25 protein-coding genes and 1 pseudogene are annotated in these 23,025 nt (G+C 72.8%); 16 read left to right on the top strand and 10 right to left on the bottom strand.

Annotated elements, in window-relative coordinates:
• Positions 1-20: 20 nt before the first annotated feature.
• Positions 21-563, bottom strand: coding sequence for a hypothetical protein (locus tag MWU57_RS01415; protein WP_246906830.1), 543 nt, complete (start codon positions 561-563; stop codon positions 21-23).
• Positions 564-605: 42 nt separating this feature from the next.
• Between MWU57_RS01415 and MWU57_RS01410 the strand changes: the two genes are divergently transcribed.
• The 3 genes from MWU57_RS01410 (at position 606) to MWU57_RS01400 (ending at position 4,100) form a co-directional block, all read left to right on the top strand.
• The gene (locus MWU57_RS01410) at positions 606-1,418 is read left to right on the top strand and encodes a 1-acyl-sn-glycerol-3-phosphate acyltransferase (protein WP_106269319.1); all 813 of its coding nucleotides are present in this window, start codon (positions 606-608) and stop codon (positions 1,416-1,418) included.
• A 76-nt stretch (positions 1,419-1,494) separates the two neighbouring features.
• Complete coding sequence (locus MWU57_RS01405; protein WP_246906828.1) at positions 1,495-2,721, top strand: pyrophosphate--fructose-6-phosphate 1-phosphotransferase; 1,227 nt, start codon at positions 1,495-1,497, stop codon at positions 2,719-2,721.
• A 14-nt stretch (positions 2,722-2,735) separates the two neighbouring features.
• Entirely contained in the window at positions 2,736-4,100 is a 1,365-nt protein-coding gene (locus MWU57_RS01400) for a class II 3-deoxy-7-phosphoheptulonate synthase (protein ID WP_246906826.1), read from the top strand.
• Here MWU57_RS01400 and pknB read toward each other — a convergent pair.
• Entirely contained in the window at positions 4,087-6,102 is a 2,016-nt protein-coding gene (pknB, locus tag MWU57_RS01395; RefSeq protein ID WP_246906825.1) for a Stk1 family PASTA domain-containing Ser/Thr kinase, read from the bottom strand. The two genes, MWU57_RS01400 and pknB, sit on opposite strands and share 14 nt — an antisense overlap.
• A gap of 64 nt (positions 6,103-6,166) precedes the next feature.
• On the opposite strand from pknB, the gene MWU57_RS01390 reads away from it, so the two are divergent.
• Complete coding sequence (locus tag MWU57_RS01390) at positions 6,167-6,550, top strand: Rv2175c family DNA-binding protein (protein WP_246906824.1); 384 nt, start codon at positions 6,167-6,169, stop codon at positions 6,548-6,550.
• 9 nt (positions 6,551-6,559) lie between these two features.
• Here MWU57_RS01390 and MWU57_RS01385 read toward each other — a convergent pair whose 3' ends face one another.
• Together MWU57_RS01385 and MWU57_RS01380 are read right to left on the bottom strand one after the other, a co-directional pair.
• Positions 6,560-7,666 (bottom strand): polyprenyl synthetase family protein, encoded by a 1,107-nt coding sequence (locus MWU57_RS01385; protein ID WP_246906823.1) that lies wholly within the window; start codon positions 7,664-7,666, stop codon positions 6,560-6,562.
• 36 nt (positions 7,667-7,702) lie between these two features.
• Positions 7,703-8,251: a hypothetical protein gene (locus MWU57_RS01380; RefSeq protein ID WP_246906822.1), complete on the bottom strand. Its 549-nt coding sequence runs from the start codon at positions 8,249-8,251 to the stop codon at positions 7,703-7,705.
• 97 nt (positions 8,252-8,348) lie between these two features.
• Between MWU57_RS01380 and MWU57_RS01375 the strand changes: the two genes are divergently transcribed.
• From MWU57_RS01375 to MWU57_RS01365, 3 genes are all read left to right on the top strand, one after another.
• Entirely contained in the window at positions 8,349-9,497 is a 1,149-nt protein-coding gene (locus MWU57_RS01375) for a DUF4192 domain-containing protein (RefSeq protein WP_246906821.1), read from the top strand.
• A 47-nt stretch (positions 9,498-9,544) separates the two neighbouring features.
• Positions 9,545-9,904, top strand: a complete 360-nt coding sequence (locus MWU57_RS01370) for a universal stress protein (RefSeq protein WP_106269326.1) — start codon at positions 9,545-9,547, stop codon at positions 9,902-9,904.
• Between the two features lie 218 nt (positions 9,905-10,122).
• Positions 10,123-11,727: an RNA polymerase sigma factor gene (locus MWU57_RS01365; protein WP_106269328.1), complete on the top strand. Its 1,605-nt coding sequence runs from the start codon at positions 10,123-10,125 to the stop codon at positions 11,725-11,727.
• Between the two features lie 78 nt (positions 11,728-11,805).
• On the opposite strand, the gene MWU57_RS01360 is transcribed toward MWU57_RS01365, so the two are convergent.
• Positions 11,806-13,257 (bottom strand): FAD-binding oxidoreductase, encoded by a 1,452-nt coding sequence (locus MWU57_RS01360; RefSeq protein WP_246906820.1) that lies wholly within the window; start codon positions 13,255-13,257, stop codon positions 11,806-11,808.
• A 168-nt stretch (positions 13,258-13,425) separates the two neighbouring features.
• Positions 13,426-13,656, bottom strand: a complete 231-nt coding sequence (locus MWU57_RS01355) for a hypothetical protein (protein WP_246906818.1) — start codon at positions 13,654-13,656, stop codon at positions 13,426-13,428.
• A 145-nt stretch (positions 13,657-13,801) separates the two neighbouring features.
• Here MWU57_RS01355 and MWU57_RS01350 point away from each other — a divergent pair, with 145 nt between their 5' ends.
• The 3 genes from MWU57_RS01350 to MWU57_RS01340 all read left to right on the top strand — a co-directional run bounded on the left by MWU57_RS01350 (position 13,802) and on the right by MWU57_RS01340 (position 17,030).
• Positions 13,802-15,931, top strand: coding sequence for a type IIA DNA topoisomerase subunit B (locus MWU57_RS01350; protein WP_246906816.1), 2,130 nt, complete (start codon positions 13,802-13,804; stop codon positions 15,929-15,931).
• Positions 15,932-16,005: 74 nt separating this feature from the next.
• Positions 16,006-16,428: a DUF4430 domain-containing protein gene (locus MWU57_RS01345; RefSeq protein WP_246906814.1), complete on the top strand. Its 423-nt coding sequence runs from the start codon at positions 16,006-16,008 to the stop codon at positions 16,426-16,428.
• Complete coding sequence (locus MWU57_RS01340) at positions 16,425-17,030, top strand: DUF6580 family putative transport protein (RefSeq protein WP_243401106.1); 606 nt, start codon at positions 16,425-16,427, stop codon at positions 17,028-17,030. Before MWU57_RS01345 ends, MWU57_RS01340 begins: the two co-directional genes overlap by 4 nt.
• 30 nt (positions 17,031-17,060) lie before the next feature.
• On the opposite strand, the gene MWU57_RS01335 is transcribed toward MWU57_RS01340, so the two are convergent.
• Complete coding sequence (locus tag MWU57_RS01335; RefSeq protein WP_246906813.1) at positions 17,061-17,696, bottom strand: dihydrofolate reductase family protein; 636 nt, start codon at positions 17,694-17,696, stop codon at positions 17,061-17,063.
• 111 nt (positions 17,697-17,807) lie between these two features.
• Here MWU57_RS01335 and MWU57_RS01330 point away from each other — a divergent pair, with 111 nt between their 5' ends.
• The 4 genes from MWU57_RS01330 to MWU57_RS01320 are packed head-to-tail and all read left to right on the top strand — an operon-like array spanning position 17,808 to position 19,227.
• Positions 17,808-18,464, top strand: coding sequence for a DsbA family protein (locus MWU57_RS01330; RefSeq protein ID WP_246906812.1), 657 nt, complete (start codon positions 17,808-17,810; stop codon positions 18,462-18,464).
• Positions 18,457-18,591: a hypothetical protein gene (locus tag MWU57_RS17950; RefSeq protein WP_281495087.1), complete on the top strand. Its 135-nt coding sequence runs from the start codon at positions 18,457-18,459 to the stop codon at positions 18,589-18,591. The genes MWU57_RS01330 and MWU57_RS17950 overlap by 8 nt, the downstream gene beginning before the upstream one ends.
• Before the next feature lie 49 nt (positions 18,592-18,640).
• Positions 18,641-18,889 carry a ribbon-helix-helix protein, CopG family gene (locus MWU57_RS01325; protein WP_246906811.1) on the top strand — a complete coding sequence of 83 codons (249 nt, stop codon included), beginning with the start codon at positions 18,641-18,643 and terminating at the stop codon, positions 18,887-18,889.
• The gene (locus MWU57_RS01320; RefSeq protein WP_308221125.1) at positions 18,886-19,227 is read left to right on the top strand and encodes a type II toxin-antitoxin system PemK/MazF family toxin; all 342 of its coding nucleotides are present in this window, start codon (positions 18,886-18,888) and stop codon (positions 19,225-19,227) included. Before MWU57_RS01325 ends, MWU57_RS01320 begins: the two co-directional genes overlap by 4 nt.
• A 12-nt stretch (positions 19,228-19,239) precedes the next feature.
• Here MWU57_RS01320 and arfB read toward each other — a convergent pair whose 3' ends face one another.
• Complete coding sequence (arfB, locus tag MWU57_RS01315; protein ID WP_106269426.1) at positions 19,240-19,686, bottom strand: alternative ribosome rescue aminoacyl-tRNA hydrolase ArfB; 447 nt, start codon at positions 19,684-19,686, stop codon at positions 19,240-19,242.
• A gap of 50 nt (positions 19,687-19,736) precedes the next feature.
• A complete protein-coding gene (locus MWU57_RS01310; protein WP_246906809.1) occupies positions 19,737-21,194 on the bottom strand; it encodes an ATP-binding protein in 1,458 nt (485 codons plus the stop codon).
• Between the two features lie 269 nt (positions 21,195-21,463).
• Here MWU57_RS01310 and MWU57_RS01305 point away from each other — a divergent pair, with 269 nt between their 5' ends.
• Both MWU57_RS01305 and MWU57_RS18530 read left to right on the top strand, forming a co-directional pair.
• A complete protein-coding gene (locus MWU57_RS01305) occupies positions 21,464-21,736 on the top strand; it encodes a type II toxin-antitoxin system Phd/YefM family antitoxin (protein ID WP_246906808.1) in 273 nt (90 codons plus the stop codon).
• 37 nt (positions 21,737-21,773) lie between these two features.
• Positions 21,774-22,142, top strand: coding sequence for a type II toxin-antitoxin system VapC family toxin (locus MWU57_RS18530; RefSeq protein ID WP_374108510.1), 369 nt, complete (start codon positions 21,774-21,776; stop codon positions 22,140-22,142).
• A gap of 200 nt (positions 22,143-22,342) precedes the next feature.
• On the opposite strand, the pseudogene MWU57_RS18525 reads toward MWU57_RS18530, so the two are convergent.
• Positions 22,343-22,981 (bottom strand): annotated as a pseudogene (locus MWU57_RS18525) (MurR/RpiR family transcriptional regulator); the annotation flags it as partial.
• Between the last annotated feature and the right edge of the window lie 44 nt (positions 22,982-23,025).

Genomic DNA, 23,025 nt, shown 5'->3' with positions numbered 1-23,025 from the left:
GGGCGTGTGCCCCGCTCCGCTCAGACGACGGCCCCGGGGTCGTGGTCGTCCGGGTCGCGACGGTGCGGCATGCGCCAGACGAGGACCGCGATCGCGGCGACGAACGACCCTCCGCCGGCCGGCCCGACCCAGGCCGGCACCGACAGGTCGGGCAGCAGTGCGGTGACGATGACGCCGAGCACCGTCAGCACCGGCACCGCGACGGCCACCGTCCAGGCGAGCGTGAGCAGCGGTTCCCGGTGCGCGACCGGCTCCGGGTCGGGCGGCACGAAGTGGTCCTGGGCCTCCTCGAGCGCCTCGACCTCCGGCGTCGTCGGCCAGTCACGGGGCCCGCTGGGGCGCGCCGGGGTGGCGGCGCCCTCGCTGTCCGCGGGCTCCGCGGGCTCCGCGCCGCTCTGCGGGTCGGGCTGCGCGTCGGTCTGCGCGTCGAACTGCCGGGCGGCCTCCACGGTGTGGCCGGACTGCTCGACGTCTTCGAGACGTGCGACGATGTCGGACCAACGGGCGTCGACGTCGGCGTCCGGCAGGTCGTCCGGTTCCGCGTCCCGGTTCGGTGAGGCCATGGGACCACTCTATTGTCGTCGGTGACGCCGCGAGGAGGACCGTTGTTCTACTGGATCATGAAGCACGTGCTGGTCGGGCCGTGGCTGCGGCTGGCCTTCCGTCCGTGGACCAAGGGCGTGGAGCACGTGCCGGACGCCGGAGGCGCGATCCTGGCGAGCAACCACCTGGCCGTCATCGACTCGTTCGTGCTGCCCATCGTGCTGGAGCGCCAGGTCAAGTTCCTCGGGAAGTCCGACTACTTCACCGGGCGGGGCCTCAAGGGGCGGCTGGTGGCCGGCTTCATGCGCGGCGTCGGGACGATCCCGGTGGACAGGTCCGGCGGCAAGGCGAGCGAGGCCGCGCTGCGCACGGGCATGCGCGTCCTGGACGAGGGCGAGCTCTTCGGGATCTATCCCGAGGGCACCCGGAGCCCGGACGGCCGGCTCTACCGCGGCAAGACCGGTGTGGCGCGGCTCGCGCTCGAGTCGGGTTCACCGGTGGTGCCGGTGGCGATGGTCGGCACCGACGTCGCGCAGCCGCTCGGCCGCGTGGTGCCCAAGCCGCGGCCGATCGGCGTCGTGTTCGGCGAGCCGCTCGACTTCAGCAGGTACCGGGGGATGGAGTCCGACCGCTTCGTGCTGCGTGCGGTCGCCGACGAGATCATGTACGCGATCCTGCGCCTGAGCGAGCAGGAGTACGTGGACGTCTACGCGGCCACGGCGAAGGTGCGTCTCGCCCAGGGGCTGCCCGTGGACCCCACGCCGGGAGCGGCGCGTCCGGCCGCCGAGCCGGAGACGTTCGTGGCCGACGAGCCGACGGACGCGACCGGGCCGGCCGCCCCGGCGGCGAAGGAGACCGAGGACCCCACCGGCTGAGACGCCGTCACGGCCGCGCCCGAGGGCTCATAGGATGGGGAGCGTTCTTCATCCCCCATCGAGAGGTAGCCCCCTCATGTCGGTCCGTCGTGTGGCCCTCCTGACCGCCGGTGGTTTCGCACCGTGCCTGTCGTCCGCGGTCGGTGGCCTCATCGAGCGTTACACCGAGCTCGACCCGTCGATCGAGATCATCGCCTACCAGTACGGCTACCACGGCCTGCTCACCGGCACGAAGATCGAGATCGGGCCGGAGGCCCGTCAGCAGGCCGGAGTCCTGCACCGCTTCGGTGGTTCGCCGATCGGCAACTCGCGCGTGAAGCTCACCAACGCGGCCGACTGCGTCAAGCGCGGTCTCGTGGCGGAGGGGCAGGACCCGCTGCACGTCGCCGCGGAGCAGCTCCAGGCCGACGGCGTGGACGTGCTGCACACCATCGGTGGCGACGACACGAACACCACCGCGGCCGACCTCGCCGCGTACCTGGCGGAGAACAGCTACGACCTCACCGTCGTGGGGCTGCCCAAGACCATCGACAACGACGTGGTGCCGATCAAGCAGTCGCTCGGCGCGTGGACCGCGGCCGAGGAGGCTGCCGGCTTCGCCGCGAACGTCATCGGCGAGCACCGGTCCGGGCCGCGCATGCTCATCGTCCACGAGGTCATGGGACGGCACTGCGGATGGCTCACCGCCGCCGCGGCCGCGGAGTACCGCAAGTGGCTGGACGCGCAGGAGTTCGCCCCGGCCCTTGGCCTCACCCGCGAGCGCTGGGACGTCCACGCGGTGTTCCTGCCGGAGCTGGCGCTGGACCTGGAGGCAGAGTCGGAGCGGCTCCGCTCCGTCATGGACACCCAGGGCAACGTGAACATCTTCCTCTCGGAGGGTGCGGGCATGCACGAGATCGTCGCGCAGCTCGAGGCGGCGGGCGAGGAGGTCCAGCGCGACCCGTTCGGCCACGTCAAGCTGGACACGATCAACCCGGGCCAGTGGTTCGCGAAGCAGTTCGCGGAGAAGCTCGGTGCGGAGAAGGTCATGGTCCAGAAGTCCGGCTACTACTCGCGCGCCGCGGCTGCGAACGCCGAGGACCTGCGCCTCATCAAGTCGATGACCGACCTTGCCGTCGAGTGCGCCCTGCGCGGCGAGGCCGGCGTCATCGGCCACGACGAGGAGGACGGCGACCGGCTCAAGGCCATCGAGTTCCCCCGCATCGCCGGCGGCAAGGCGTTCGACGTGCACACCGAGTGGTTCGGCGAGCTGCTGGCCGGCATCGGTCAGTCCCTGGTCCCGGCCCAGCCGGCCGAGCACTGAGGCGGTCGGGCACCATGAGCACCGCCGTCGACACCGTCGCGCCGGGGACCGACCCGGACGGCCTGGACCGGTTCCGCGGCCTCGAGGCGCGGCAGCAGCCGGTCTGGCCCGACCCTGACAGGCTCGCCGCGGTCGTGGCGAGGCTGTCGGTCGCGGCGCCGCTCGTGGTGCCCGCCGAGGCGGACACGCTGACGGAACGTCTCGCCGCCGCCGGGCGCGGCGAGGCGTTCCTCCTGCAGGGCGGGGACTGCGCGGAGACGTTCGCCGACGCGAACGCCACCCGCATCCGCAACAAGGTCCGCACGATCCTGCAGATGGCGGTCGTGCTGACGCACGGTGCCAGCACGCCCGTCGTCAAGATGGGGCGTCTCGCCGGCCAGTACGCCAAGCCGCGATCGTCGGACGAGGAGACGCGCGACGGCGTCACGCTGCCCTGCTACCGGGGCGACATGATCAACGGCCACGCCTTCACCCCGGAGTCGCGGATCCCGGACCCGGCGCGCCTGGAGCAGGCGTACCGGATCTCGGCGGCGACCGCGAACGTGGTGCGGGGATTCACGCAGGGCGGCTACGCGGACCTGCGGCGCGTGCACGAGTGGAACCGGGGGTTCATGCAGAACCCCGCCTACGCCCGTTACGAACGGACGGCCACCGAGATCGACCGGGCGATCCGCTTCATGGACGCCTGCGGCGCCGACTTCGACGCGCTGCGCACGGTCGAGTTCTTCGTGAGCCACGAGGCGCTCGTCCTCGACTACGAGCGAGCGCTGACCCGGGTCGACGCCCGCACCGCCAAGCCGTACGGCTCGAGCGCGCACTTCCTGTGGATCGGTGAGCGCACCCGGCAGCTCGACGGTGCCCACGTCGAGTTCCTCTCCCGGCTGGCGAACCCGATCGGCGTCAAGCTCGGCCCGACGACGAGCCCCGACGACGCGATCGCCCTCGCCCGTCGCCTCAACCCGGAGAACACCGAGGGGCGCCTGACCTTCATCACCCGGATGGGTGCGGGCAAGGTCCGCGACGTGCTGCCGGACGTCGTGGAGAAGGTGACCGCCGCAGGCGTCGCGGTCACCTGGGTCACCGACCCGATGCACGGCAACACGATCACCTCGGAGTCGGGCTACAAGACGCGCCGGTTCACGGACGTCCTGGACGAGGTCACCGGGTTCTTCGAGGTGCACCGCAGCCTCGGGACCGTGCCGGGGGGCCTGCACATGGAGCTCACCGGCGACGACGTCACCGAGGTGCTCGGCGGGAGCGAGGAGATCTCCGACGCCGGGCTGGCCGAGCGCTACGAGACGCTCGTCGACCCCCGGCTCAACCACCAGCAGTCGCTGGAGACGGCCTTCCAGGTCGCGGAGATGCTCACCAGACGGTGAGCGTCACGGTGGTTCCCACCGGGGCGGTGCCGTCGACGTCCTGGAACCTGACGGTGTCGAGCAGCCCGCCCAGGTAGCGGTTGACGTCCACCTCGAACCCCGCCTCCTCCAGCGCGGCGGTGGCCTCGTCGCTCGACATGCCCACGACGTCGGGCACCTCGGCGTCCGGAGGCCCCGAGGACAGCGTCAGCGTCACCGTGTCGGTGCGCCGCGCCGTCGTGCCCTGCTCCGGGTCCTGGCTCAGGACCCGGCCCTCCTCGACGTCGGTCGACGGCTCGGGGTCGGCGTACTCGACCTCGAGCCCGGCGGCGTCGAGGTCCGACTCCGCGCCGTCCTTGCTGCGGCCCACCACCTGCGGCACGCGCACGGGCGCCGGGCCGTCCGAGACGGTCAGGCGCACGGTGGTGTCGTGCGGCTGCTCGGAGCCCTCGGGGACCGAGACGCCGAGCACCTCACCCTCGGGCGCGGCGTCGTCGTGCTCCGGGCGGGCCGGGCCGACGTCGAACCCGGCCTCGCGCAGCGCGGAGGTGGCCTCGGCCTGCGGGGCGCCCACGAGGTCGTCGGGCACCGCCAGCATGAGCACGCCGAGCGACACGGTCAGCGCGACCGTGCCGTCCTTGCGCACGCGCTCGCCGGGGGCGGGTTCGGTGGACACGACGTCCCCGGCGGGCACGGCGTCGTCGTGGGCCTCGGTGGTGCTCGCGTCGAGGCCGTCGGCGGCCAGCAGGGCCAGGGCGTCCTCCTCGGGGAGGCCCGCCACGTCGGCCGGCACGGTCGTCCAGGCGCCGGGGCCGTCGGCAAACCACCACCACGTCCCGAAGGAGCCGCCGCCCAGCAGGAGGACGAGCGCGAGCACCCCGGCGAGCAGGGCCCGACGACGGCGGCGCGGCCGGGCGGTACCGCCGTCGTCCGGCGAGGTCCCGCCCGTCAGGGCCGTGGTGGGAGACGTGACGACGTGCTCGGTGTCGTGGCCCGGCGCGGAGACCTCCGCGAAGAACCCGGTCGGGATCTCGTCGACGCCGTCCGACGGGGAGCCGTCGGGGATGTCGTCGAGCTCGGGCCGGACAGGTCCCGACCCGTCCGGCCCGTCCGGACCGTCGGGTCCGAGGGGCACGGACGGCCGGTCCGCGGACCGCTGGAGGACGTCGTCGTCGAGCACGGCACGCAGCCCGAGCACGGCGGCGAGCGCCGCACCGGCATGGGTCGGACGCCGGCCCGCGTCCCGCGCGGTGAAGGCCGCCACCAGCTCGTCGATCTCGGCCGGGAGCCAGTCGACCCGGTCGGACGGCGGCGGGAAGTCCTCGTGGACGTGGTGGAAGGCCACCTGGATCGGCGGCTCGCCGGGGTAGGGGAGTGCGCCGGTCAGCATCTCGTGCAGCAGCACACCGACGGCGTAGACGTCCGTCGAGGGCGTGCACCCGCCGGACGTGATCACCTCGGGCGCCAGGTAGGCGACCGTGCCCAGGATGGTGCCGGTGGCCGTCGAGGTGACCTCGGTCACGGCACGGGCGAGGCCGAAGTCGGCGACCTTGACCGCGCCGTCGTCGCCGATGAGGACGTTCTCCGGCTTGACGTCCCGGTGCACCAGCCCGACGCGGTGGGCCGACGACAGGGCGGCGAGCACCTGCTCCGCGACGTCCAGGGCACGGCCGACCGTGAGCGGACCCGCCTGCAGCTCGCCGCGCAGGTTCGTGCCCGGCACGTACTCCATGGTCAGGTAGCTGGTGTCGCCGTCGACGCCCTGGTCGAACACGGCGACGACGCCGGGGTGGGACAGGCGCGCGGACGCCCGCGCCTCCCGGCGGAACCGCGAGACGAAACTGGCGCCGTCGACCCCCTCGGCGAGGTGGGCGTGCATGACCTTGAGCGCGACCTCGCGCCCGAGACGGCGGTCCCGTGCCCGGTAGACGGTGGCCATGCCACCGCGGGCGACGCGCGCGACGATCTCGTACCGCCCGTCGACCAGGCGGCCGAGGAGGGGATCGGTCGTCGTGCTGGCCACGCCAGAGAGTGTATTTGGGCCGACGCCGCTCGGCGCGCAGGCGCGGCCGGGCTACGCTGACGCCGTGAGCGATGCACCGCAGGACCTGCCCCTGGACGACCTCGTCGGCGACTGGCTGACGCTGCCCGATCTGGCGGAGGCGCTCGGCGTCGAGCCGAGCCGCGCCCGCGGGCTGGTGGCCTCCCGGCACGTCATCGGGGTCAAGCGCGGTGAGCGCACGACGTTCCAGGTGCCGGCGGCCTTCGTCGTCACCGGTGCCGACGGCGAGCCGGAGGTGCTCGAGACGTTGCGCGGCACCGTCATCCTGCTCTCCGACGCCGGGTTCTCCGACGCCGAGGCGCTGCGCTGGCTCTTCACCGCGGAGGACACCCTCGGCGCCTCACCTGTCGAGGCGCTCCGCTCCGGGCGCCGCGCCCAGGTCAGGCGCCTGGCGCAGGCGCTGGCCTGACGGCGGCGCTCAGGCGGCGCGGTCGACGGCGGCGTGCGCCAGTCCGGTGAGCACCTCCCGGCCGTGCGCGTCGAGGTCCGCCGTGGCGAGCGCCGACAGCCCCTGGGCCGCCAGCTCGTCGATGAGCGCCTCGACGCCGACCACGGCCCCCGAGCCGGTGATCGCGGCCCGCAGCGCCGCGACGTCGTCGTCCGTGAGCCGCGCGTCACCCAGGTGCTTGGTCACCAGGAGGCGGGCGTCGTCGTCGCCGGCAGCCAGCGTGCGGGCGACGAGCACCGTGCGCTTGCCCTCGCGCAGGTCGTCGCCGGCCGGCTTGCCCGTGACCTCCGGGTCGCCGAACACGCCGAGCAGGTCGTCGCGCAGCTGGAACGCCTCCCCGAGCGGCAGCCCCGCGGCGCTGATCGCCGCGACCCGGTCGGGCGACGCGCCGGCGAGGACCGCGCCGAGCGTGAGCGGGCGCTCGACCGAGTAGCGGGCGGACTTGGCCCGCAGCACGAGCCGGGCGCGGTCCTCGTCGGCCGTCGGGTCCAGCCCCCAGGCCTCGGCCTGCACGAGCACGTCCAGGTACTGGCCCACCACGACCTCGCTGGTCATCGCGTCGAGCATGTCGCGTGCCGCCCGGCCGACGTCGGTGGGCAGCGCGTCGAGCGCGGCTCCGGCCTCGCGGTGGCAGGCCACCAGGCAGAGGTCGCCGAGCAGGATCGCGGCGGCGGTCCCGAAGCGGTCCGCGTCGCCTGACCACTGCCGCTCGCGGTGGCGGGCCTCGAACACCCGGTGCGCCGTCGGGCGGCCGCGTCGGGTGTCGGAGGCGTCCATGACGTCGTCGTGGAGCAGCGCCGCGGCCTGGAAGAGCTCGAGGGCGGCACCGATGCGGACGACGGCGTCCCGCGCGGCGCCGCTGGACGCTCCGCCGTGCGCTCGGAACGACCAGTAGCAGAAGGCTGCTCGGAGCCGCTTGCCGCCGGCCAGGAGCGTGGAGACCTGGTCGGTCAGCGCCGTCGTGCCGGGTCCGGTGGCGGCGACCTCGTCGCGCAGCCTCGTCAGGTGGCGGTCCAGGGCGTCGTCGACGTCGTGGCGGAGGTTCTCGAGGTCGACCAGTGCGGAAGCGGCAGGCATGGCGCCCAGCCTATGCGTGCGGCGGCGGGTGACGGGTCAGGCGTCCTGCGCGCGGACGCTGCCCGACAGCGAGACCAGGCGCCGGTCCGACTCGTCGAGGACGCCGATGAGGACGGTCTCGACGCGCGGCTTCTTCTTGCCCTTGGTCCGCGTGTAGGCGGTCTGCACGGTGAGGGCGGAGACGTCGACGTCCTCGGACTCGTCGAAGCCGGCCTCGCCCAGCCGCTCGGCGTAGCGGTCGACGACCTCCTGCGTGCTGAGCTCGGTGGAGAGGTTGAGCGAGACGTCCACGAGGTCGCCCTCCGTGGGCGTCGCGGAGCTGGCGAGCACCGTGGAGCCCTCGGGAGCACCGAGCAGGTCGGTCGGGAAGCCGGGAGCGTACCCGCCGACGGCGGTCCCCGGGTCGAAGGACGGCAGCGCTGTGGGAGCGCCCTCCGGTCCCGTGCCGGTCGTCGCCGCGGTGGCACCGGTCGGTGCGGCCTTCCCGGCGGAACCGGAGTCGCAGCCGCTCACCGTGATCACGCAGAGCGCCAGCACGGCACAGGCCGTGCGGCGCGGGACGCGGTGGTGGCGGGTCGTGGGCACGGGATCACGGTAGCGGGTGCCCACCCCCAGCCCGTCCGGTCCCCGGCGCCGCCCCCGGGGCCTCTCCGTGAGCCCGGGCTGCGTTCTCATCGACGGCATGACGACGAGCCTCGACCTCCCCGAACCCTCGACCATCCCGCTGCGCTCGCCCCACGACGTGCTGGCGGCCGTCCCGTACCGGCTCGGGTTCCGGCCCGCGGAGAGCATCGTGATCGCGTGCACGGCTGAGCGCGGCCGGCCCGGGCTCGTCGCCCGGGTCGGGATCGACGAGCTGCGTGGCGCCGGGGCGGCCGACGGCCTCGCGGCCCTCGCGCGTGCCGTCGCCGGGACACGGCCGACGTACTGCGCCCTCGTGCTCTACACGGCCGGGGGGGCCGCCGCCGCGGCCGACGTCGTGGAGGACGTCCGCCGAGCCCTCGACCCGGTCGTCGAGACCGACGGCTGGCTCGTGACCCCCGACGGGTACCGGGGCCTGGGGTGCGAGGACCCCACGTGCTGCCCGGAGCCCGGCCATCCGCTCGCCGCCCTCGAGAGCGGTGAGATCGGGGCGGCCTACGTCCTGGCGGGACATGTCGTGGCGGAGTCCGCCGACGCGGCGTACCGGATCCCACGCGCCGCGGAGGAGACGCGCAACCTCGCCGGCCGTGCCGCCCGACGCAGCGAGACCGCCCGCGGGCGAGCGCAGGAGGGCGCGGCCACGAGGCGCTGGCGCGACGACGCGCTGGACGCCTGGCGGGAGGCCCTGCGGCGGGTCGAGGTGGGTGCCGACGCCGCCGCGGACGAGGTGCCGGCGCCGTTGCCGGCCGCGCTCGTCGGGCGGGTGGGCGCGGCGCTCGCGGACCGGGTCGTGCGTGACGTCGCCCTGCTCACGCTGGTCCCCGGGGGAGAGGAGGCGGCGCGCGAGACCACCCGGGCCACCGACCCCGTCCAGATCGACGACGCGACGGGCAAGGTCCTCGGCCGGGTCGTCGACCTGTCGGACGCGGTGGCGCCCGACCCGGACCTCGTCGCTCGGGCGCGGGCGGTGCTGGAACAGGTCGACGCCCAGGTGCCCCGACGACTGCGTGCCCCGGCCCTGACGCTCCTGGCGTTTCTCGCCTGGTGGGCGGGCGACGGTCCGCGGGCCTCCTACCGGGTCACCGAGGCGCTCGAGGCCGACCCCTCGTACCGCCTGGCACAGCTCTTGCACTGCGTCGTCGCGGCGGCCCTCCCGCCCGGTTGGGTCCGTGCCGCGTCCGGCGGGTGAATCCGCGCGGGAGGTGTGTGGCCCACCGTGTCCGGTAGCGTGCCACCATGGCGATCGTCGTGGGACATCTGGGAACGCCCGAGGGCAAGGAAGCGCTCGTCACCGCGGTCTCGGAGGCGCGGCAACGTGAGGTGGGTCTCCTGGTCGTGACCTCCGGGGCGGCCGGGGCGGCCGAGGAGCTCGAGGCGCTCGGTACGCGGCTGTCGAACGCCGGCATCGAGCACCGGATCGTGGCCGGCACCGGCGACCTCGCCGAGGACCTGGTGCGCACCGCGGCCGAGGAGGACGGCGATCTCATCGTCATCGGCCTGCGACGGCGCAGTCCCGTGGGCAAGCTCATCCTCGGGTCCGGTGCCCAGCGGATCCTCCTCGAGGCACCCTGCCCCGTCCTCGCCGTGAAGCCCTGACGGGCCGCGCGCTCCCTCGTCGGACGAGGGAATAGGCGGTCGGTCATCCGGTGTTCACCTGACATCTTCCCTCGTCCGGGCACGAAACGGTGACCCGGGACACGGCGTGAGCACCGCATTCTCCGCGGAGGACCAGGTGTCGCCGGTACAATATAGGTATCCGCTCGAGCCGCGAGGCCCTCGTCCCCGGCTGACACAGCGGTCCACCGTCCCCTCGAATGCCGAAAGGTCGGTTTGTGGCGTCCACTGCGCAGAACCTCCCGCTGCCCCGAGAGTTTGAAAACTCTGCCCTCCAGGAGCTGCTCGCTCACGGGACCGCGAACGGTCGCGTCGATGCGGAGAGCTTCCGCACCGCCTGCGAGACCGCCGCTGTGGGTGACCCCAAGCGCCTGAAGGCGGTGCTGCGTGCCTTCGCGACCGCCGGCGTCGAGATCGGCGTGCCCGCCGCCACCAAGGTGGCCGCTGCCTCCACCAGCAGCTCCGCGACGAAGACCGAGGCCCGGGCCAAGGCCCCCGCGTCGAAGAGCAGGAAGACCACCGCGACGCGGTCCGCCTCCGCGGGGTCCGCCGAGTCGGCTGCGGCGTCGGCCCCCGAGCCGGAGGGCACGGACGACGAGTCCGCCGCGGCGAAGAGCCCCGCGAGGAAGACCGCCGCCAAGAAGGCTCCGGCGCCGAAGACCAGCCGCAAGGCCGCGGCCAAGGCGCACAAGCCCGCGCCCGAGCCCGACGGCGTCCCGGTCGAGGACGACGACGAGCCGGAGCAGGCACCCGAGCGGATCACGGCGCTGCCCCGCAACGGCCGCAAGAAGGAGGACGAGCGCGGAGGGTTCGTCGTCTCGGACACCGACGACGACGACCAGCCGGCGCAGCAGGTCGTCACCGCGGGCGCCACGGCCGACCCGGTGAAGGACTACCTCAAGCAGATCGGCAAGGTCGCCCTGCTGAACGCCGAGCAGGAGGTCGATCTCGCCAAGCGGATCGAGGCCGGCCTGTTCGCCGAGGAGCGCCTGAACAACGACTTCGCGGACTTCGACCGCGCGAAGGCCGACGCCGACGAGCGCCGCATGTGGCGCGACCTGAAGTGGATCGCCCACGACGGCCGCCGTGCCAAGAACCACCTGCTCGAGGCCAACCTGCGTCTCGTCGTGTCGCTGGCCAAGCGCTACACGGGGCGCGGCATGCTGTTCCTGGACCTCATCCAGGAGGGCAACCTCGGCCTGATCCGCGCGGTCGAGAAGTTCGACTACACCAAGGGCTACAAGTTCTCCACGTACGCCACCTGGTGGATCCGTCAGGCGATCACCCGCGCGATGGCCGACCAGGCCCGCACCATCCGTATCCCGGTGCACATGGTCGAGGTCATCAACAAGCTGGCCCGCGTGCAGCGTCAGATGCTCCAGGACCTCGGGCGCGAGCCGCTCCCGGAGGAGCTCGCCAAGGAGCTCGACATGACCCCCGAGAAGGTCGTCGAGGTCCAGAAGTACGGCCGTGAGCCCATCTCGCTGCACACCCCGCTGGGTGAGGACGGCGACAGCGAGTTCGGCGACCTCATCGAGGACTCCGAGGCCGTGGTGCCGTCCGACGCGGTGTCGTTCACGCTCCTGCAGGAGCAGCTGCACCAGGTCCTCGACACGCTCTCGGAGCGCGAGGCCGGGGTCGTGTCCATGCGGTTCGGCCTGCAGGACGGCCAGCCGAAGACGCTCGACGAGATCGGCAAGGTCTACGGCGTGACGCGCGAGCGCATCCGGCAGATCGAGTCCAAGACGATGTCGAAGCTGCGTCACCCGTCGCGCTCGCAGGTCCTGCGCGACTACCTCGACTGACAGGTCCGCAGCGAACGCTGGTCGCGAGAGCCCCGGTGCCGGATGTCCGGCACCGGGGCTCTGCCGTTCCCGGAGACCTCAGCCCGCGGACCGGCGACCGGCCGCCGACCAGCGGGCCGACGGGTCGAGCACCCCGCGGGGATCGCTCCGCCGCCGCAGCCGCAGGAGCCGGTCGTACGTCTGCGCGCCGTACGCCGTGCGCACCCGGGCGGAGGAGGCCGGCTCCCGCTTGCCGGCGAAGTTGAGCAGGCTGCCGCCCGTGGACCACGGGGCCAGCGCGGCGTCGACCTGGCGGACGCCGCGCTCTGCTTCGGCCGGCCGGTCGGGGCCACCGAGCGCGACGACGAAGAGCGAGTAGGCCGCGTCGCGCCCGCCGACGGCGTTCGGGACCGCCGGAGGTCTGGCGACGGCGCCGCCGAGGAGGCGGACCTCGGCCATGAGCACGGGGGAGCCCGCCGGCACCGCGTCCAGCAGGGCATCGACCGCTGCGGCCGGGAGCGTGGTGAGCGTCCGGCCCCGCTCGACGACGGGCAGCGGGTCCTGCGGGTCCGCGTGGATCTCGCCGAGCCGTGCGTAGGGAAGGTCGCCCACGGTGTCGAGCAGGGGAGCGGCGACGGTGCGCAGCTCGTCGACGAGCGTGTCGGGCCCCGCGCCGTGGCGGGCGTAGCGCACGGTGAGGACCGCCCGTCCCCGGAGCGGTGCGGGCAGATCGGGCAACGGTGGCAGGTTGAGCCGGGCCACGGACGTCGAGACCTCGTCCGGCAGGTCGGTCGTCAGCTCGCGCCAGCGGTGCAGCACCGCCGCGGCGTCCGTCACGTCGAACCAGAGGGCGCCGGCCCGGACCGTGCGCAGCGGGAACAGGCTGAAGGTCATCGCGGTGACGACGCCGAACGCGCCGCCCCCGCCGCGCAGCGCCCAGAAGAGCTCGGGGTGGCGCGTCGGTGTCACGGTGAGGGCCTCGCCCGCGGGCGTCACGACGTCGAGCGACCGGACGTGGTCGGCGGCGAAGCCGAAGGTCCGCGCCAGCGGGCCGAGCCCGCCTCCCAGCGTGTAGCCGACGACGCCGACGTGCGGGGACGAGCCGCAGAGGCCCCCGAGGCCGTGGGGGGCACCGGCGTCGAGCACCGCCTGCCAGGTGACGCCGGCGCCCACGGTGGCGGTCCGGGCCTGCGGGTCGATCTCGAGGCGGTCCAGGCGCGACGTGTCGAGCAGGACGTCCCGTGGGCCGGTGGCGGGCGCTCCGTGCCCCGTGGCCCGCACCCCGACGCCCAGCTGGTGGGCGGCTGCACCTCGCACGGTGCGGGCGACGTCGTCAGCCGTCGCGGCCTGCACCACGAGGGCGGGCCGTTGGGCCACGGCGAGGTCGAACCCGGGGAGCGTCTCGGCGTATCCGGCCCGGCCGGGCGTGCGGACCTCGCCGTCGAGCGTCATGGCGAGCGCGGTCGCGAGCCGGGAGACGGCACCGGCAGGTGCCGGCCCGACCACGGTGCGGGTCGGGGACGCGACGGGCAAGGCGGGTTCGACGGTCATGGATGGAGGGAGGCGCGCCGGCACGGTTCGTGACATCCGGTCCCGCGCCCGCATGAGTCCCGCCCGTACGAGTCCCGCCCGTACGAGTCCCGCCCGTACGAGCCCCGCACGCACGCGAGCCCCGCACCACGGTGGTGGTGCGGGGCTCGTCGGCGGTGCCGGTGGGCGTCAGCCGGCGCTTCGGGCGCCGGAGCCGTGCTCGGCGTGCAGGCGGTCGGTCTCGTCCTGGATGTGCTCGGCGACGGACTGGTAGGCGTCGGCGTGCGCGCGCGCGTGGTGTCCGCAGAAGAGGAGCTCTCCGACGGGCAGCACGACACGCACGTAGGCCTGGGCGCCGCAGCGGTCGCAGCGGTCGGCGGCGGTCAGCGGCTCGGTCGTCTCTTCGGTCGTTGTGCTCACGACACCATCAAACCATCTGGGACCCGCGTTGTTCCCGTGCGGGGGCCCTGGTTCGCTCCCGGCGATCACGGCGTGGGTCACACGCGGGGGACGACAGCGGAGAGCCTGCGCGGGCGTGTCGGCATCCTGGACTACTCTCGTGCGCGTGACAGCCACCTCCGAGTCCGGGTACACCGCACGACACCTCTCCGTCCTCGAGGGCCTCGAGGCGGTCCGCAAGCGCCCCGGTATGTACATCGGGTCGACCGACTCCCGCGGCCTGATGCACTGCCTGTGGGAGATCATCGACAACTCCGTGGACGAGGCGCTCGGGGGTCATGCCACGAAGATCCGCATCGTGCTGCACGCCGACACCTCGGTGACGGTGGAGGACGACGGCCGCGGCATCCCGGTGGACCGGGAGAGCAAGACGGGACTGTCGGGCGTCGAGGTGGTCTTCACCAAGCTGCACGCGGGCGGCAAGTTCGGCGGCGGCTCGTACACGGCGTCGGGCGGTCTCCACGGGGTCGGCGCCTCGGTCGTCAACGCCCTCTCCTCCCGGCTCGACGTCGAGGTGGACCGGTCCGGCAAGACCTACCGGATGACCTTCCACCGGGGCGAGCCCGGGCTGTTCGACGACCCGACCACGGGCCCGACGCCGGACGCCCCGTTCGAGCCGTTCGTCGACCACAGCGAGCTGCCCGTGGTCGGCAAGGCGCCGCGCAAGGCCACCGGCACCCGGGTGCGCTACTGGGCGGACCGGCAGATCTTCCCCAAGTCCGCGGTCTTCGCCTATGACGAGCTCGTGACGCGGGCGCGGCAGACCACGTTCCTCGTGCCGGGCCTGGAGATCCTGGTCCGTGACGAGCGCGGCCTGCCTGGTACGCCGGGTGAGGACGGCCCGCACGAGGAGGTCTTCCAGCACTCCGGCGGTGCCGTGGACTTCGTCGAGTTCCTCGCGCCGGACACCCCGGTCACGTCGACGTGGCAGCTGAAGGGCTCGGGGTCGTTCACCGAGACGGTCCCCGTGCTGGACGACCGGGGCCACATGTCGCCGCAGGAGGTCAAGCGCGACTGCGAGGTCGACGTCGCGCTGCGGTGGGGTGCGGGCTACGAGACGGAGCTGCGCACCTTCGTCAACATCATCGCCACGCCGAAGGGCGGCTCGCACCGCACCGGCTTCGAGCAGGGGCTGCTCAAGACGGTCCGCAAGCAGGTCGAGGCGAACGCGCGCCGGCTCAAGGTCTCGACGAGGGACGGTTCCTCGGAGCGGATCGAGAAGGACGACGTGCTGGCCGGCCTGACGGCGGTGGTGACGGTGCGGCTCGCCGAACCGCAGTTCGAGGGCCAGACCAAGGAGGTCCTCGGCACGGCACCGGTGCGCCAGATCGTCTCCCGGGTCGTCGAGAACGAGCTCAAGGCGCTCATGACCTCCACGAAGCGCGACGAGAAGGCCCAGGCGTCGTTGCTGATGGAGAAGGTCGTCGCGGAGATGCGGGCGCGGGTCACGGCCCGCAAGCAGAAGGAGATCTCCCGGCGCAAGAACGCGCTGGAGTCCTCGTCGCTGCCCGCCAAGCTGGCCGACTGCCGCAGCGACGACGTCGAGCGTTCCGAGCTCTTCATCGTCGAGGGCGACAGCGCGCTGGGCACGGCCAAGCTGGCACGGTCCAGCGACTTCCAGGCGCTGCTGCCCATCCGCGGCAAGATCCTCAACGTCCAGAAGGCGTCGATCTCCGACATGCTGCGCAACGTCGAGTGCGCCGCGATCATCCAGGTGATCGGCGCGGGCTCCGGGCGGTCCTTCGACCTGGAGGCGGCGCGCTACGGCAAGATCGTGCTCATGACGGACGCGGACGTCGACGGCGCCCACATCCGCACGCTGCTCCTCACCCTCTTCTACCGCTACATGCGGCCGCTGCTCGCCGAGGGACGCGTGTTCGCCGCCGTCCCGCCGCTGCACCGGATCGAGGTGCTCGGCTCGGGCCGCCGCAAGAACGAGTACCTGTACACGTACTCCGAGGCCGAGCTCAACGCGACCCTGCGCAAGCTCGACAAGGCCGGCCGCCGCTACAAGGACGACATCCAGCGGTACAAGGGTCTGGGCGAGATGGACGCCGACCAGCTCGCCGAGACCACGATGGACCCGCGCCACCGGACGCTGCGCCGGGTGACCGTCGAGCACGCCGAGGCCGCCGAGCGCGTCTTCGAGCTGCTCATGGGATCCGACGTCGCGCCTCGCAAGGAGTTCATCGTCGCCGGCGCGCACGCACTCGATCGCTCCCAGATCGACGCCTGAGGAGTCCGGCCCGGCCGGTGTCCGGATCGCGGCCGGTGCCGCGCCGGGCCGGTCGTGGCGGATAGGCTTTGCGCGTGAAGACCCTGATGCGCAAGACGTCGTCCCGCCTGCTCGCCGCGACCGCCGCCGGAGTGCTCTCCGTCGGCCTGGTCGCCGGGTGCTCCGGAGACGACGAGGCGACGCCGGAGGCGAGCGCAGCCGCCTCGAGCGAGGCCGAGCCTGCCGACGACGCCGCCGCGGAAGAGGTCACCGAGCTCTCGTACGCGGGTGAGGACGGCAAGACCGCGCTCGAGCTCCTCGTCGCGGCGGACCCCGAGGCCGTGGTGAGCGGCGAGGGCGAGATGGCCTACGTCACCGCGATCCGTGGTCACGCCGCGGAGTCGGACACCGAGTTCTGGGCCCTGTACGTCGACGGCGAGATGGCACAGGTCGGTGCCGGTTCGCTCGAGACCGAGGACGGTCAGCAGCTCCAGTGGAAGCTCGAGGAGATCGAGTGAGCCCCGCACCCGAGGCGATGCCCGACCTGAGCCGGCGCGACCTCGCCGAGCGCTGGTGGCGTCCCGCCGTCGCCACGCTGCTCGTCGTCGCGGCGATCGTGTGGCGGCTCGTCAAGGACGACCTCGGCGCCCCGCCGAACCTCGAGCTGTCGACCTTCGCGGCGTTCGCCGCCGCAGGGCTGCTGCGTCATCGCCTCGCGATGCTGGCGCCGCTGGTCGTCGTGGCCGTCAGCGACGTCGTCCTCAGCAACTCGGCGATCCTGGTCTTCACCTGGTCGGCGTGGGCCGCCATCGGCGTCGCCGCCTGGTGGACGCGTCGCGCCACGGGCGGACGCCGGTTCCTCGCGGCCGTGGCGTTCGGTGCCGGGAGCTCGATCGGCTTCTACCTGTGGACCAACTTCGGTGTCTGGCTGCAGGGTCGTGGCACCTTCTACCCCGCCGGGCTCGACGGGCTGGTGGCCAGCTACGTGGCCGGGCTGCCGTTCCTGCGCCCGATGCTGCTGGGCAACCTGGTGCTGCTGCCGGTCGCGGCGGCCGTCGTCGCACTGGTCGAGCGCCTCGAGCGGGTGCACTCGCTCGGGACGGTGGCGGGCCGCGCCTGACGGCTCCCGGCCACCGGTCCGTGGGGCCGGTCAGCCGTTGCGGTCCGGTGCGGCCATGTCGCCCGTGCCGGGCACGCCCTCGGCGAGCCCGTAGCGCAGGTGCACGGCACCCTTCGGCCCGGCCTCGGGTGGTGCGAGGAGGGTGAAGTTCGTCGGCACCGCGCCGCCGTCGAACACCTTCTTGCCCACGCCGAGCACGATCGGGTAGACCCACAGATCGAGCCGGTCGACGAGCTTCTCGTGCAGGAGCGACTGCACCAGGTCGAGGCTGCCCACCACGGCGACGTGCTCGTGCCGGCTGCGGACCTCGCGCACGGCGGCCGCGAGGTCGGGGCCGAGCTGCGTCGATCCCGCCCACGACAGGTCCGGTTCGCCGCGCGAGGCGACGTACTTGGGGATGCGGTTGAAGAGCGTGGCGATGTCGTCGTCCTGGCCGCCCTCCTGATGCGGCCAGTAGGCCGCGAAGATGTCGTAGGTCTTGCGGCCGAGCAGCAGCGCGTCCGTGCCCTCGTAAGCCGTCGTGACCTGCCGGCCCATGACGCCGTCGAGCAGGGGCGCCTGCCAGCCGCCGAACGGGAAGCCGCCCTCCGGGTCCTCGTCCGGCCCTCCGGGCGCCTGCCCGACGAGGTCCAGGGTGGTGAAGAGCTCGACGTGGACGAGGCCCATGGTTCCTCCAGATGTGCTGACGAGTGTGCGGTCGGTCGTGGTGGGCAGACCGGGACGGGCCGCGGAACTCATCGCCCGGAATGATCCGCCGGCACGCGAGTTGTACGGACCGTGACTTCTCCTGACACCCGTCTCCAGATCGAGGTCTGGTCCGACGTCCTGTGCCCCTGGTGCTACATCGGCGACGCGCGCCTCGAGGCCGCGATCAAGGACTCGCCGCACGCCGAGCGCATCGACGTGCGGATCCGCACCTTCCAGCTCGACCCCGACTTCCCGGCGGAGCCGACGCCCGTCGTCGACTACCTGTCCGCCAAGAAGGGCCTGCCCGTCGAGCAGGCCGAGCAGATGGAGGCGCAGGTCGCCGATCTCGCTCGCGCCGAGGGCCTGCCCTACGCACCGAACCATCCCGTCCAGAACACCCTGGACCTGCTGCGGCTGGTGCACCTCGGCAACGAGCACGGTGTCGGCTGGCAGTACATGACGGCGATGCAGGCCGCGCTCTTCGGCGGGGCGGACGGGGCGTTCGAGCCGGAGGCCCTGGTCCGGCTCGGCACCGGCCTCGGGATCGCCGAGGCCGAGATCCGCGACGTCCTCGCCACCGACCGCTACACCGACGCCGTGCGTGCCGAGCACGAGGAGGCGCTCGCCCTGGGCGCTCGCGGCGTGCCGTTCACCGTGCTCGGGCGCCGCATCGGCATCCCCGGGGCCGTGCCCACGGAGGCCTACGGCCAGGCGATCGCCCAGGCGTGGGAGCACGTCGATGTCTGAGCCGGACGTGCAGCCGCTGACGTTCGTCGCGGCCGACGACGCCGCGGCGTGCGATCCGGCGACGGGCGTGTGCGCGGTCCCGGAATCCGGGCACCCCACGCCTGAGGACGACGACGGCGCTCGCTGATGGCTCTGGGAGTATCGCTGCGGAGTAGAAGAAGTTATACCCTGGTGTCATGAAGACGGCGATCAGTCTCCCGGACCACGCAGCGGGACGCTTCGACGATGTTGCGCGTCGACACGGCATGACACGGTCGGAGTTCTACCGACGTGCCGCGGAGCGCTACGCGGACGAGTTGAGCGAAGCCGATCTGACGAGGCAGATCGATGCCGCGATCGACGATGTCGGGCAGCCTGGTGATGAAGCCGCTGCGTGGCGGCAGGCGGCCAACGTCCGACTGGTCGAGGGCACGGACGATTGGTGATCCGGCGCGGCGAAGTGTGCTGGATCGACTTCGGTGAGCCGCAGGGAAGTGCTCCGGCCAAGAGGAGACCTGCCGTCGTCGTTCAGTCCGACCAGTACAACGCGTCGCTGATCGCGACGGTCGTCGTGCTCCCGATGACATCGAACACGGCGTTGGCGCGCCATCCCGGCAACGTGTTCGTGCCAGCAGTCGCCGCGGGGCTGCCGAAGGACTCGGTGGTGAACGTCTCGCAGCCGACGACGGTCGACCGGAGCGTCGTCGATCCGACGGGTGCGGTGCTGCCCGACAACCTGATCCGGGCCGTCGATGCCGGGCTACGTCGCGTCGTTGACCTGTAACCGACGATGTGGTCAGTCGTCGCGCGGCGGCCGGGACGAGCGGAGGCGCTTCGTCGTGGAGCGCTGCTTCTTGGCGGTCAGGCGTCGTTCCTGGGACCCGCGGGTGCGCCGGGTGGCGCGACGCCGGGGGCCGGGCGGGGCGACGGCGTCGGCGACCAGTGCCGCCAGGCGGTGCGCCGCGGCCTCCCGGTTGCGCCGTTGCTCGCGGTGCTCGGACGCTGTCACCGTCAGGACGCCGTCGACCAGTCGGTGACCCGTCCGGGCGAGGATCCGCTCGCGCTGGACGTCGCTCAGCACCGCCGAGCGCCCGACGTCCCAGGACAGCTCCACCCGCGAGTCGGTCGTGTTGACACCCTGCCCGCCCGGGCCGGACGACCGCGAGAACCGCTCGGTCAGCTCGGCCCGCGGGATCGTCAACGACGAACTGACGGCGAGTCCGGAGCGGGTCGGTGAGGGCATGGCTCCATGGTGCCGCCGGATCGGGTGGCGGGTCACGCGGATTGTCGTCGTCAGGCACGCCACGCACTGAGCAGGTCTGCCGCGCTGAAGGTGAGGTCGGCGCCGTCGACCGGCAGCCCTTCGGGGCTGATGGCGGCGATCAGGGCGTCGCCGCTGCGCGGCACCGTGCCGATCACGCCGCGCAGGTGCGTGATCTCGCGTCGGGAGATCTCACCGCCGGGGCGCCACTTGATGGTCCCGAGCAGTACGGTGCGCTCGCGGGCCACGCCGACGAGGTCGACCTCCGTCTGCCCGTCGCGGGTCCACCAGGCCCGGACGTCCTCGATGCTCTCCAGCGTGGCGTCGTCCGGGGCGAGACGCGCGACCGACTCGCGGACGAGGGGTTCGACGCTGCGGCCACGCCAGGAGGACCAGTCGCGCTCGAACCGCGCGAAGGCGTGGTCGGCCCGTCCGCGGGAGATGAGCTCGAGGCTGCGTTCGACGTAGCGGAACCAGAACCGCAGGTAGGGGTCGGTGACGCGGTAGCGACGCAGGCGCCCGGTCGAGGATGACCAGGCCGGCGTCTCCTTGACGACCAGACGCTTCTCGTCGGCCAGGACACGGAGGGCCCGGGTGGTGCTGGTCTGGTAGCGCGTGACCTCGGAGTCCTGGAGGCCGGCGGGTATCAGGTCGTTGAACCGCGGCGTGGTGGTCTCGTCGGCGCCGATCGCCGCCAGGACCCGCGCAGCAGCGGGGGAGTCCGGAAACTCTGCGTCCAACGTGAACCGGGCGGTCGAGACGAGCGGGCTGTAGAGGTCGGCGAAGGAGTCGGCGACGTAGCGCGACACGTTGCCTCCGGATCGTGCGAGGTCGGTCACGAGGCGCGGATAGCCGCCCGTGACCAGCGTGGCGTCGAAGACCTCGGCCGGGGTGGCGTGGGGGAGCGCCTGGGCGATCTCGGCCGGGTTGAGGGGGTCGACGACGAGAGGCCGCAGGCGCCCGAACAGCGCTCGGCCGTACTCGGCGAGCCGGTCCATCATCGCGACGTCGGAGCCGACGAGGACGAGCAGGACCGGCAGCGCCTCGAGCGTCTGGTCCCAAAGGTTCTGGAGAGTGCCTTCGAGGGCCGGATCGGCGGCGACGGCCCAGGGGAACTCGTCGAGCACGACGACGACGGGTCCCTGACGCGCTGCGACCTCGACGGCGCGGAACCAGTCGCGCCACGTGTTCAGGGAGAGGCCCTGGACCATCTCGACGCCGGAGAGCGGCCGGGTCGACGACGTGAGCGCCTCGGTCGCTTCGGCGACCTGCGTGCGCGTCGGTGCGCCGAGCGTCCCTGCCGCGAAGACGTAGGGCACGTCGGTACCGCGCACGAAGGTCTCGATCGCCGTGGACTTCCCCACCTGACGCCGGCCGCGGACCGCGACGATGCGCCCTTGCCCGTGGTTTCGCACAGCATCGAGATGCTTCGTCAAGGCGCCGACGACGTCGGAGCGGCCGTAGAAGGGAGCCCGAGGGCGAGCAGTCATGGACGTATCATACATCCATGTATGTGGCGCTACTCCTGGATCGTCGAGCCGAGTTCGTGCAGCACGGCAGCACGGCCGCCCGGGCGTCGCGGCGCTCGCCGGGGTGCAACGAGGGTAGGAGGGCGCTGATGCGCCGTGGGGGTTGCATCGGTGAATCCGGTCCAGGTCACGGCGTCAGGCTGATGGGAGATCGGTAGTGCAGGAACCGTGCGATCGGTAGCGTGGAACGACTAGTAGAAGGATCTTCTACTCTGTGCGACGCTGGACTCATGCGAGCGATCAGCATCACGGAGCTCAACCAGCAGACCTCCCGGGTGCTCCGCGAGGTGCAGGAGGGTGAGCAGCTGGAGATCTCGATGCACGGACGTGTGGTGGCACGCCTCGTGCCCGCCACGGACCAGGCGACGTGGCTCGAGCGCAAGAAGGCCGAAGGTCGGATCACGCCGCCGTCGGCCCCTGATACGCCACTTCCCGAACTTGTCGCGGCCCGATCCGGTCTCTCGCTGGACCAGCTCATCGACGAGTCGAAGGGCGACCACTGACGTGGCGGCGTACATCGACTCGTCGATCGCGCTCCGCATGATCCTGGACGACCCGGGCAGCGCGGCCGTGCGCGCCTGGTGGACGGCCGCACGGAACGCGGGCGAGGAGATCTACTCGTCCAAGCTCCTGCAGGTAGAGATGTCGCGCGTCCTCCAACGCGAACGGCTCTCCCTGGCGCTGAGCGTGCCGGTGCTGTCGACGCTGTGGCTGATCGACATCGACGACGACGTCGTGCGAGCCGCCTCGACGATCAGCACCGGGCAGCACCTTCGCTCGCTGGACGCCATCCATCTGGGGACGGCCACGTTGCTCGCCTCCGACGGCATCACCGTGGTGACGCACGACCTCCGCATGAAGGAGGTCGCCGTGGGCCTGGGGCTGACCGTCGTCGATCCCGCCGAGTAGCAGGGCGCCGACGCTCGATCCACCCATGTCCTGCAGCCACCTCGCGGACCCCGCCGACTACTCCTGGATCGTCGAGCCGAGCTCGTCCAGCGCGACGGCCCGGGCGTCTCGCGGCCACGGTCGCCACGCCGGGCGACGAGCGCCTCGACGAGCGCCTCGGTCACCAGCATCAGCGCGGCGCGGGACGTGCGCACGAGCTCGTCGCGGAACGAGTCGTTGACCGGCGGGACGACGAGCACCGTGTCGGCGAGCTGGGCGACGGGGGACTGTGCGAACGAGGTGATCGCCAGGACCGGGGTGCCGCCGTCGTGGGCCGCGCGCATGACGGCGAGCGTCGCGTCGTTGGTGCCGGAACCGGAGACGACGAGGCAGACGGCGTCGGGGCCGAGCTGGCGGGCGGCGATCCGTTGCGCGAGCGCGTCCTGGAGCAGCTCGGCGGGCCGGCCCGCCGACGTCAGGCGCAGCACGAGGTCGAGTCCGAGCGGCGAGGACAGCCCGTTCGCGACGACGAGCACGCGCCCGGCGTCGTCGAGCGCGGCGACGAACTCCTGCAGCACCTCCTCCGTGAGGCCCGAGACCGTGTGACCGAGGCGGGCGGCGAACCGCGCGACGGACTCGCGCAGCACACCGAGCATGGTCCCGTCGGCCGGGGCGTCCGCCGTCGTGCGCAGTGCGAGCTCGCGGGCCGCGGCAACGCGCAGCTGCGGGTAGCCCTCGTAGCCGAGGGTCTGCGCGGCGCGCACGACGGTCGCGCGGCCCACACCGACGTCGTCAGCGAGGTCACCGAGGCCGTGACTCGTCGACGCGATGATCCGCTCGCGCTGGACGCGACTCAGCACAGCCGAGCGGCCGACGTGCCAAGACCGCTCCTAGGGAGTCGGCA

This window comes from Isoptericola sp. S6320L (assembly GCF_023015685.1).
GTDB lineage: Bacteria > Actinomycetota > Actinomycetes > Actinomycetales > Cellulomonadaceae > Isoptericola > Isoptericola halotolerans_A.
Note: the sequence above shows the minus strand (reverse complement) of the source record. Positions and strands in the feature narration are given on the sequence as shown.

What these genes read in the sequence shown, in the direction of transcription:
- MWU57_RS01415 (WP_246906830.1), bottom strand. Translation starts at nt 563, where the DNA reads ATGGCCTCACCGAACCGGGACGCGGAACCGGACGACCTGCCGGACGCC.
- MWU57_RS01405 (WP_246906828.1), top strand. Translation starts at nt 1,495, where the DNA reads ATGTCGGTCCGTCGTGTGGCCCTCCTGACCGCCGGTGGTTTCGCACCG.
- MWU57_RS01400 (WP_246906826.1), top strand. Translation starts at nt 2,736, where the DNA reads ATGAGCACCGCCGTCGACACCGTCGCGCCGGGGACCGACCCGGACGGC.
- MWU57_RS01385 (WP_246906823.1), bottom strand. Translation starts at nt 7,666, where the DNA reads ATGCCTGCCGCTTCCGCACTGGTCGACCTCGAGAACCTCCGCCACGAC.
- MWU57_RS01375 (WP_246906821.1), top strand. Translation starts at nt 8,349, where the DNA reads ATGACGACGAGCCTCGACCTCCCCGAACCCTCGACCATCCCGCTGCGC.
- MWU57_RS01370 (WP_106269326.1), top strand. Translation starts at nt 9,545, where the DNA reads ATGGCGATCGTCGTGGGACATCTGGGAACGCCCGAGGGCAAGGAAGCG.
- MWU57_RS01365 (WP_106269328.1), top strand. Translation starts at nt 10,123, where the DNA reads ATGCCGAAAGGTCGGTTTGTGGCGTCCACTGCGCAGAACCTCCCGCTG.
- MWU57_RS01360 (WP_246906820.1), bottom strand. Translation starts at nt 13,257, where the DNA reads ATGACCGTCGAACCCGCCTTGCCCGTCGCGTCCCCGACCCGCACCGTG.
- MWU57_RS01335 (WP_246906813.1), bottom strand. Translation starts at nt 17,696, where the DNA reads ATGGGCCTCGTCCACGTCGAGCTCTTCACCACCCTGGACCTCGTCGGG.
- MWU57_RS17950 (WP_281495087.1), top strand. Translation starts at nt 18,457, where the DNA reads ATGTCTGAGCCGGACGTGCAGCCGCTGACGTTCGTCGCGGCCGACGAC.
- MWU57_RS01325 (WP_246906811.1), top strand. Translation starts at nt 18,641, where the DNA reads ATGAAGACGGCGATCAGTCTCCCGGACCACGCAGCGGGACGCTTCGAC.
- arfB (WP_106269426.1), bottom strand. Translation starts at nt 19,686, where the DNA reads ATGCCCTCACCGACCCGCTCCGGACTCGCCGTCAGTTCGTCGTTGACG.
- MWU57_RS01310 (WP_246906809.1), bottom strand. Translation starts at nt 21,194, where the DNA reads ATGACTGCTCGCCCTCGGGCTCCCTTCTACGGCCGCTCCGACGTCGTC.
- MWU57_RS01305 (WP_246906808.1), top strand. Translation starts at nt 21,464, where the DNA reads ATGCGAGCGATCAGCATCACGGAGCTCAACCAGCAGACCTCCCGGGTG.
- MWU57_RS18530 (WP_374108510.1), top strand. Translation starts at nt 21,774, where the DNA reads ATGATCCTGGACGACCCGGGCAGCGCGGCCGTGCGCGCCTGGTGGACG.